The following is a 6,909-nucleotide window of genomic DNA, read 5'->3' as shown; positions in this document are numbered from 1 at the left end:
CGTTGCGCCCGGTGCGGTCGCCCCAGACCAGCCACGCGCCGGCCGGGTTCGGCGACTCGACGGCGTCGGCGAGCCCGAGCCGCTCGACGAGCTTCGAGACCGAGTCGTTGCGGGTGGCGAACGACTCGGCGCCCGCGTCGAGCGCGAGGCCGTCGACGTCGATGCGCCCGACGCAGCCGCCCGGGCGATCGGACTGCTCGAGCACGGTGACGCCGAGGCCGAGGCGCGCGCACTCGAGCGCGGCGACGAGCCCGGCGATTCCGCCGCCGAGCACGACGACGTCGGTCGAGGCGTGATCGACCGGCGCGGCCGGATCGCGAGGGTCGTTCGCGGCGGGGTCGGTCATCGTCCCACCTCGTGCACGAGCTCGACCACCCGCGTGAGCACGGCGGGGTCCGTCTCGGGCGGCACGCCGTGCCCGAGGTTGAAGACGTGCGACGGCGCCGTGCGACCGCGGGCGACGACGTCGCGCACCGCGGCCTCGAGGACCGGCCACGGCGCCGCGAGGAGCGCGGGGTCGAGGTTGCCCTGGAGCGGCACCCCCTCGCCGACGCGGAGCGCCGCGACGTCGAGCGGCACGCGGTAGTCGACGCCGACCACGTCGACGCCCACGGACTTCATCGCACCGAGCAGCTCGCCCGTGCCGACGCCGAAGTGCACGACCGGGACCGCGTGGGTGCCGGCCGCGCCGGCGGCATCCGTCGTCTCGTAGGTCAGGTCGTGCACGTGCGCGAGCGCGGCCGCCGACGCGGGGGCGACGTGCGTCTCGTAGTCGGCGAGCGAGAGGGCGCCCGCCCACGAGTCGAAGAGCTGCGCGGCCGACGCGCCCGCGAGGACCTGGGTGCGGAGGAAGCGGCCGGTGAGCTCGGCGGTCCAGTCCATCAGGGCGCGCCACGCGCCGGGGTCGGCGTGCATGAGCGTGCGCGCCGCGAGGTGGTCCTTCGAGGGACCGCCCTCGGCGAGGTAGGCCGCGAGGGTGAACGGAGCGCCGGCGAAGCCGATGAGCGGCGTCGAGGTCGGCGCGTCCGGTGCGGTGAGGGTCGCGAGCTCGGCGACGGTGCGCCGCACTGCCTCGGTGATCGGGCCCGAGGCGTCGTCGAGCCGTGCGGGGTCGACCGAGGTCAGTTCGGCGACCGCGGCCGCATCGGCGAACGCGCGGCCGAAGACCGGGCCCCGGCCCGGCTGGATCTCGACGTCGACGCCGACGAGCTTCAGCGGCACCACGATGTCGCTGAAGAAGATGCCGGCGTCCACGCCGTGGCGGCGGACCGGCTGCAGCGTGATCTCCGCCGCCATCGCGGGGTCGAGGCACGCGTCGAGCATGCGCGTACCGACGCGCAGCTCGCGGTACTCGGGCAGCGACCGGCCGGCCTGGCGCATGAACCACACCGGCAGCGTGTCGCTGCGCAGGCCCCGATAGGCGCGGACGAGTCGCGAGTCGTGCGTGAGGCCGGCGGCGAGCGGATGCTGCGGGGAGAGGTTCACCGTGACATCCTCCCCCATCCGTGCTGAGGGGGTCCTGATGCCGACGGTCCGCGAGCGGCCCGTCGGTGCCCGGGAGCCCCGCGACCTGTTGGCCGGTCGGAGAACTGGGGTCTGGTGGCCGCGCTCCCACAGCGCTAGGGTCGGTCGCGTCGTGCGTCCCCGGCACGACGACGCGCGCCGCACCACCCACGCGACGCGCGCCTCCGCCACCCACGGAGAACATCACTGTGTCCAGCATCGCAACGCGGCATCGCACCGGACTCATCGTGCTCGTCGCCCTCGTCGCCGTCGTCGTCGTCGCCGCCCTGCTCGTCGGCGGACGCCAGGTGGACCGGCTCGTCCCGACCCTGCCCGAGGTTCCCGGCACGCCGGTCGCGCTCGGACTCGCCGCCGTCGCCGGCCTCATCATCCTCGTCACCGCGATCGTCCGGGGCTCGGCCTCCGCGCGCGGCCGCGCCCGTCACCGAGCCCTCGACTCGGTCCACGCCGGCGCGGTGAGCTGCGGCATCAGGAACCGCCAGCTCGTCTCCCGCCTCGACGAGCTGGGCAGCCGGTCCCACCGGCTCCCCGGGCGGTTCTCCGTCGTCGCCGACGACCACGGCATCGCGTTCTGGGGCGGCGGCCGTCGGCCGCGCCGCATCGCCGCATTCCCCTGGCGCGAGGTGCGGAGCATCCGCGCCGACTCGAGCGTGGCGGGCAGCAGGAGCGTCCCCGTCGCGGTCGTGCGGATCCGTCGCGACGGCTCGAGCATCGAGCTGCCGATGATGCTGAGCGATCCGCGCCCCGGCCGGTACGCGCTCACCGACGCGCCGTTCTTCGCGACCGTGCGCGCCTGGAAGGCCCGGCATCGCGCGGCGCTCGCCGCCGAGGGCCTCGAGCTGCCGCCCGTCACCGGCGCCATCCCGATCATCCGGCAGGCCCGCCCCGCCGCCTGACCCGCATGTGACGTGGCCGGTCGGAGCCGGTTTCGACGGCAGGTAGAATCGTGCGGTGCTCATCTGTCTCACCGCGAGCCACAAGAACGCCGGCTTCGACATGCTCGAACGTCTCTCGGCGTCCTCCGAGCACGCCGGGCCGCGGCTGACCGACGGGAACGAGGCCGTCCGCGGCGCCGTGGTGGTCGCCACGTGCAACCGGTACGAGGCCTACCTCGACCTCGACATCCCGCATGGCGACTCGCCCGTCGAGGCCGTCCACGACGCGATCTTCGCCGTCGGCGACATCGCCGGCCTCTCGACGGACGAACTGCGGAGCACCTTCGACTTCGTCCACGGCAACGCCGTGGCGGGGCATCTTTTCTCGGTCGCCGCCGGACTGGAGTCGGTCGTCGTCGGCGAGGGCGAGATCGCCGGCCAGGTGCGCCGCTCGCTCGAGCACGCGCGTGCGGACGGCACGACCACGCCCGAACTCGAGCGGCTCTTCCAGCGCGCGTCGCAGACCTCGCGCAAGGTGAAGAACCGCACCGGCATCGGACACGAGGGCCGCTCGCTCGTGCGCCTCGCGCTCGACCTCGCCGAGAGCCGGGTGACCGACTGGTCGGCCGTGCGCGTGCTCCTCGTCGGAACCGGCCGGTACGCGGGCGCGTCGCTCGCGGCGCTGCGCGACCGCGGCGTCGTCGACGTCGCCGTGCACTCGGTGTCCGGGAGGGCGAGCCGCTTCGCCGCGAACCACGGCATCGAGGCCGTGTCGAACGCCGACTACGCCATGGCCGCCGCAGGCGCCGACCTCATCGTCACCTGCACCACGGTCGACCACCACGTCGTCGACCGCGACCTGCTCGTGCTCGGTCGCACCGAGCTGGCCGTCGCCGCCGGGCGTGCTCCCGTCGCGCTGCTGCCGGGCCGCGAGTCGTCGGCGGATGCCGCGGGCGCGACGGACGCCTCGGCCGACGACGCACCGCGTCAGCTCGTGATCGACCTCGGGCTGCCGCGCAACGTCGCGGCCGACGTCGTCGAGGTCGCCGGCGTCGAGCTGCTCGACCTCGAGACCATCAAGATCCACGCGCCCCTCGAGGAGTTCGGCTCGACCGACGCGGCCCGCGAGATCGTGGACCGCGCCGCCCGGAACTTCGGCCGCGTCGCCGAGGAGCTCGACCTCGCCCCCGCGGTCGTGGCGCTGCGCCGCCACGTGTTCGACGTGCTCGACGCCGAGATCGATCGCGCCCGCTCGCGCGGCGACGACGACGGACGCACCGAGGCCGCGCTGCGGCACATGGCGGGCGTCCTGCTGCACACTCCCATGGTGCGCTCGCGCGAGTACGCCCGGGCAGGCGACCAGCAGGCCTGGCTCGACGGGCTCGAGGCGATCTTCGGCATCCGGCCCGAGGCCCCGTCCGCGACGTCCGGCATCGCCGAGGGCGAGCAGGGCGACGACGACGCCCGCCCCGCGGCCGACGCCCGCTGACCCTCGGGTCCTGACGCGCCCGCCGCGGGCGCCGACGACGGCGTCCGCCTGCGGACGCGGAACGGGCCCGGCCGTCCGGCCGAGCCCGTCGTCACGTCATGCGGACGTCCTGCTACGCGTACTGCCGCCACACCGTCGCGATGACGACGTTGGTGATCGACAGCACGGCGAGCGTCGGCAGCACCCATCGCGCGAGGGTCTCGCGCTTGCGGTTGACGAGCGCGATCACGAGGATCGCGACCAGGATCACCAGCTTGACGGTGATCTTCAGGTTGTCGGGTTCGCGGCCGAGCGGGTACTGCAGGCCGACGAGGATGACGCCGGTCACGAGCATGGTCCACGCGCCGTGGATGATCGCGGGGATGATGCGCGCGGTGCCGGAGCGCTGCGCGCCGAGCTGCACGAGCACGCCTCCCAGCAGGCTCGCGACGCCGATGATGTGCACCGCGAGGATGACGTTCTTGAGGATTTCCATGGAGCTCCGTCTCGGGGGATGCCGACAGGCCGTCGGCAACATACCGACAGTATGTCAGGAAAGACCCGTCGCCCCGAAATCAGGCGCCGCGCACGATGCCGTGCTCGAGCACGGCGATCAGCCCTGCGGCGGTGGACTGCACTGGCACGCCGTGCGAGACGAGCTGCATCGCCGACGCGAGGGCTCCCTGCACGAAGGCGCCGACCATCCGCGGGTCCGCGACGCCGAGCTCATCGAGCACGCCGACGAGGGGCGAGGTCAGGCGGTCGTGGACGGCCATCATGTCGTCGCGGCTCGTCGGCGACAGGTCCGCCTCGCGGAGCACGGTCGCGATGCGATGGTGTCCGTCGGCCGTCATCGCCAGGGCGGTGACCACGTAGGCCCGCAACCGGCCCATTCCGGGCTCCGCGGCATCGAGCGCGTCCTCGATCTCCGCGTTCCACTCGTCGAAGACCTGCAGGGCGACGGCGACGAGCAGGTCGTCACGTGACGCGAAGTACTCGTAGAACGAGGACCGGGAGAGCCCCGCGCGTCGCGTCACCGCAGCGGGCGTCGCCGCCGCCACCCCCTCGGCCTCGAGCAGTTCGCGCGTCGCGAGCAGCAGCGCCGTCCGCTGCGCGGCGCGGTGCTCCGCGACGGTCGGTGCGCTGATCTTCGGCATCCCCCGATTATCCGCCCATGCAGGCGCGGTACGCTGCCGTTCGATGTCCACGATCCTCCACGCGCTGCCCGACGAGGCGGCCGACGCCGGCCCACCGTCCCTCCGCCTGCCGTTCGACGTCGCCGAGGTCGAGCACCGGCCGTTCACGACGGCGCGGATGACGCTGCGGCCGCTCGCGGCGTACGACGCCGACGACGTCTGGGAGTACCAGCGCCTCCCCGAGGTGCTCCGCTACATCCCCTGGCCCGAGCGCGAACGCGATGAGGCCCGCGAGCACACCGAGGCGCGAGCCGGCATGCGCCGCCTCGTCGCCGACGGCGACGCGATCTTCCTCGCGATGGTGCTCGACGGACGCGTCATCGGCGACCTGATGGTCCGGCTCTCGAGCGCCCAGCACGCGCGGCTCGAGATCGGCTGGGTCGTGCACCCCGACTTCCACGGGCGCGGCCTCGCGACCGAGGGCGCCGACGTGCTGCTCGACCTCGCCTTCGGACGGCTCGCCGCGCATCGCGTGGTCGCGCACCTGGACGCCCGCAACGCGGCATCCGCCGGCCTGTGCGAGCGTCTCGGCATGCGGCGCGAGGCGACCATCGTCGAGGAGGAGTACAACGACGGCGAGTGGCAGGACACGGCGTCGTACGGCATGCTGCGTCGCGAGTGGCGCGCGCTGCGCGCCACCGGCGTCACGCGGGATCCGGCCTAGCCGACCGAGAGCGTCCAGTCCTCGGTCGAGCGGACGACCACGACCGAGGGGCCGGCCGCCAGCGGAACGCTGCCGTCGTACGCACCGGTCACGTCGATGAGCGCCGCGCCGCCGAACGCCTGCTGCGACTGCTGGGCGACGACGAACGGGTCCTCGGCGTCGTCGCCGGTGTGGGTCGCGGCGAGCGTCGCCGCGCCCCCGCCGTACAGGTAGACGGTGTCGTCCTCGCCGTTCGCGGCGTTCGGCAGTTCGGACGCCGCGGACATCTGCTCGATCGAGAGCGTCCAGGAGCCGCTCGCCGTCACCTGCACGCTGCGCGCCGACGAGGCATCCGCCACGCCCCATGCGGTCGTGCCCTCGTAGTCGTCGGTCGCGTCGACGAGCGGATCGCCCGAGGGCTGGTTCGACGCGTCGAGCAGGGTCAGCGTGAACGCGGCTCCGTCGTCGCCGTCGAACGTGGCCGTCACGATCCCGCCCGCGATCCCGTCCGGGATCGCCACGACGTCGTCGCCCGTGCCGCTCGCGTCGACCTTCGTGAACGTGCCCCAGGTCTGGTCGGCCCACTCCTGCACCGTCGCGGTCGGCGTCTCGGTCGGGCTGGCCGTCGGCGTCTCGGTCGGCGTGGCCGACGGCGAGGCGGACGGCGTCGGCGAGGCGGTCGGCTGCGCGGCCGTGCCGAGCGCACCCGTGCCGTAGAGCACGCCGAGGATGATCGCGAGCACCAGGGCCGCACCCGAGACGACCGTGCCCGCGGTCGCGACGCCCTTCGGGCGGTCCGCCTTCGTGAGACCCACGATGCCGAGCACGAGGCCGATCGCCGCGAGCACGACGGCCGCGATCCAGGCCCACTCCCATGCGAACGCCAGCACGGCGACGACGGCCGCGACGATGCCGACGACGAGCGCCCCGACGCCGAGGCCGTTGCGCTGCTCGGGCCGCCCCTCCGGCTCCGGACCCGGCGCGTCGAGCACCTCGGTTCGGCCGTCGTCGGGCGGGTTCGGTCCGGATGCGTTCGTCATCATTCCCCCGTGGATGCTCGGACGTGCGCTCCCGCGCCATGATGGCAGGCGGAGTCGGGAGCGGCAACGACCCCGCAGGCGCGTCAGCCGGCTCGCGGGAGCGTGACCGCGAGCACCGCGCCGCCCTCCGGCGCGTTCGACGCCGACGCGTCGCCGCCGTGCG

The 6,909-nt window shown here is 74.1% G+C and carries 8 protein-coding genes; 3 read left to right on the top strand and 5 right to left on the bottom strand.

Annotated elements, in window-relative coordinates:
• Positions 1-346: FAD-dependent oxidoreductase (locus ESO86_RS08840; protein WP_129234566.1), on the bottom strand; the 346-nt coding region annotated here is incomplete at its 3' end.
• A complete protein-coding gene (gene hemE, locus ESO86_RS08835; protein ID WP_129234565.1) occupies positions 343-1,503 on the bottom strand; it encodes a uroporphyrinogen decarboxylase in 1,161 nt (386 codons plus the stop codon). The genes hemE and ESO86_RS08840, both read right to left, overlap by 4 nt.
• A gap of 209 nt (positions 1,504-1,712) precedes the next feature.
• On the opposite strand from hemE, the gene ESO86_RS08830 reads away from it, so the two are divergent.
• Together ESO86_RS08830 and ESO86_RS08825 are read left to right on the top strand one after the other, a co-directional pair.
• Entirely contained in the window at positions 1,713-2,420 is a 708-nt protein-coding gene (locus tag ESO86_RS08830) for a hypothetical protein (protein WP_129234564.1), read from the top strand.
• 55 nt (positions 2,421-2,475) lie between these two features.
• Positions 2,476-3,888, top strand: coding sequence for a glutamyl-tRNA reductase (locus tag ESO86_RS08825; protein WP_129234563.1), 1,413 nt, complete (start codon positions 2,476-2,478; stop codon positions 3,886-3,888).
• Positions 3,889-4,000: 112 nt separating this feature from the next.
• Here the strand turns inward: ESO86_RS08825 and ESO86_RS08820 are convergent, their stop codons facing one another.
• Together ESO86_RS08820 and ESO86_RS08815 are read right to left on the bottom strand one after the other, a co-directional pair.
• Positions 4,001-4,363: a hypothetical protein gene (locus ESO86_RS08820; protein WP_129234562.1), complete on the bottom strand. Its 363-nt coding sequence runs from the start codon at positions 4,361-4,363 to the stop codon at positions 4,001-4,003.
• 79 nt (positions 4,364-4,442) lie between these two features.
• On the bottom strand, positions 4,443-5,024 hold the full coding sequence (locus ESO86_RS08815) for a TetR/AcrR family transcriptional regulator (RefSeq protein ID WP_129234561.1): 582 nt from the start codon (positions 5,022-5,024) through the stop codon (positions 4,443-4,445).
• Positions 5,025-5,067: 43 nt separating this feature from the next.
• Here ESO86_RS08815 and ESO86_RS08810 point away from each other — a divergent pair, with 43 nt between their 5' ends.
• Positions 5,068-5,727, top strand: coding sequence for a GNAT family N-acetyltransferase (locus ESO86_RS08810; protein WP_129234560.1), 660 nt, complete (start codon positions 5,068-5,070; stop codon positions 5,725-5,727).
• Here the strand turns inward: ESO86_RS08810 and ESO86_RS18750 are convergent.
• A complete protein-coding gene (locus tag ESO86_RS18750; protein WP_165307536.1) occupies positions 5,724-6,746 on the bottom strand; it encodes a hypothetical protein in 1,023 nt (340 codons plus the stop codon). The genes ESO86_RS08810 and ESO86_RS18750 overlap by 4 nt on opposite strands.
• Positions 6,747-6,909 lie beyond the last annotated feature (163 nt).

It is taken from the genome of Agromyces binzhouensis, from assembly GCF_004135055.1.
Taxonomy (GTDB): Bacteria; Actinomycetota; Actinomycetes; order Actinomycetales; family Microbacteriaceae; genus Agromyces; species Agromyces binzhouensis.
The sequence above is the reverse complement of the archived record's forward strand: the minus strand, read 5'-3'. Positions and strand labels throughout refer to the sequence as shown.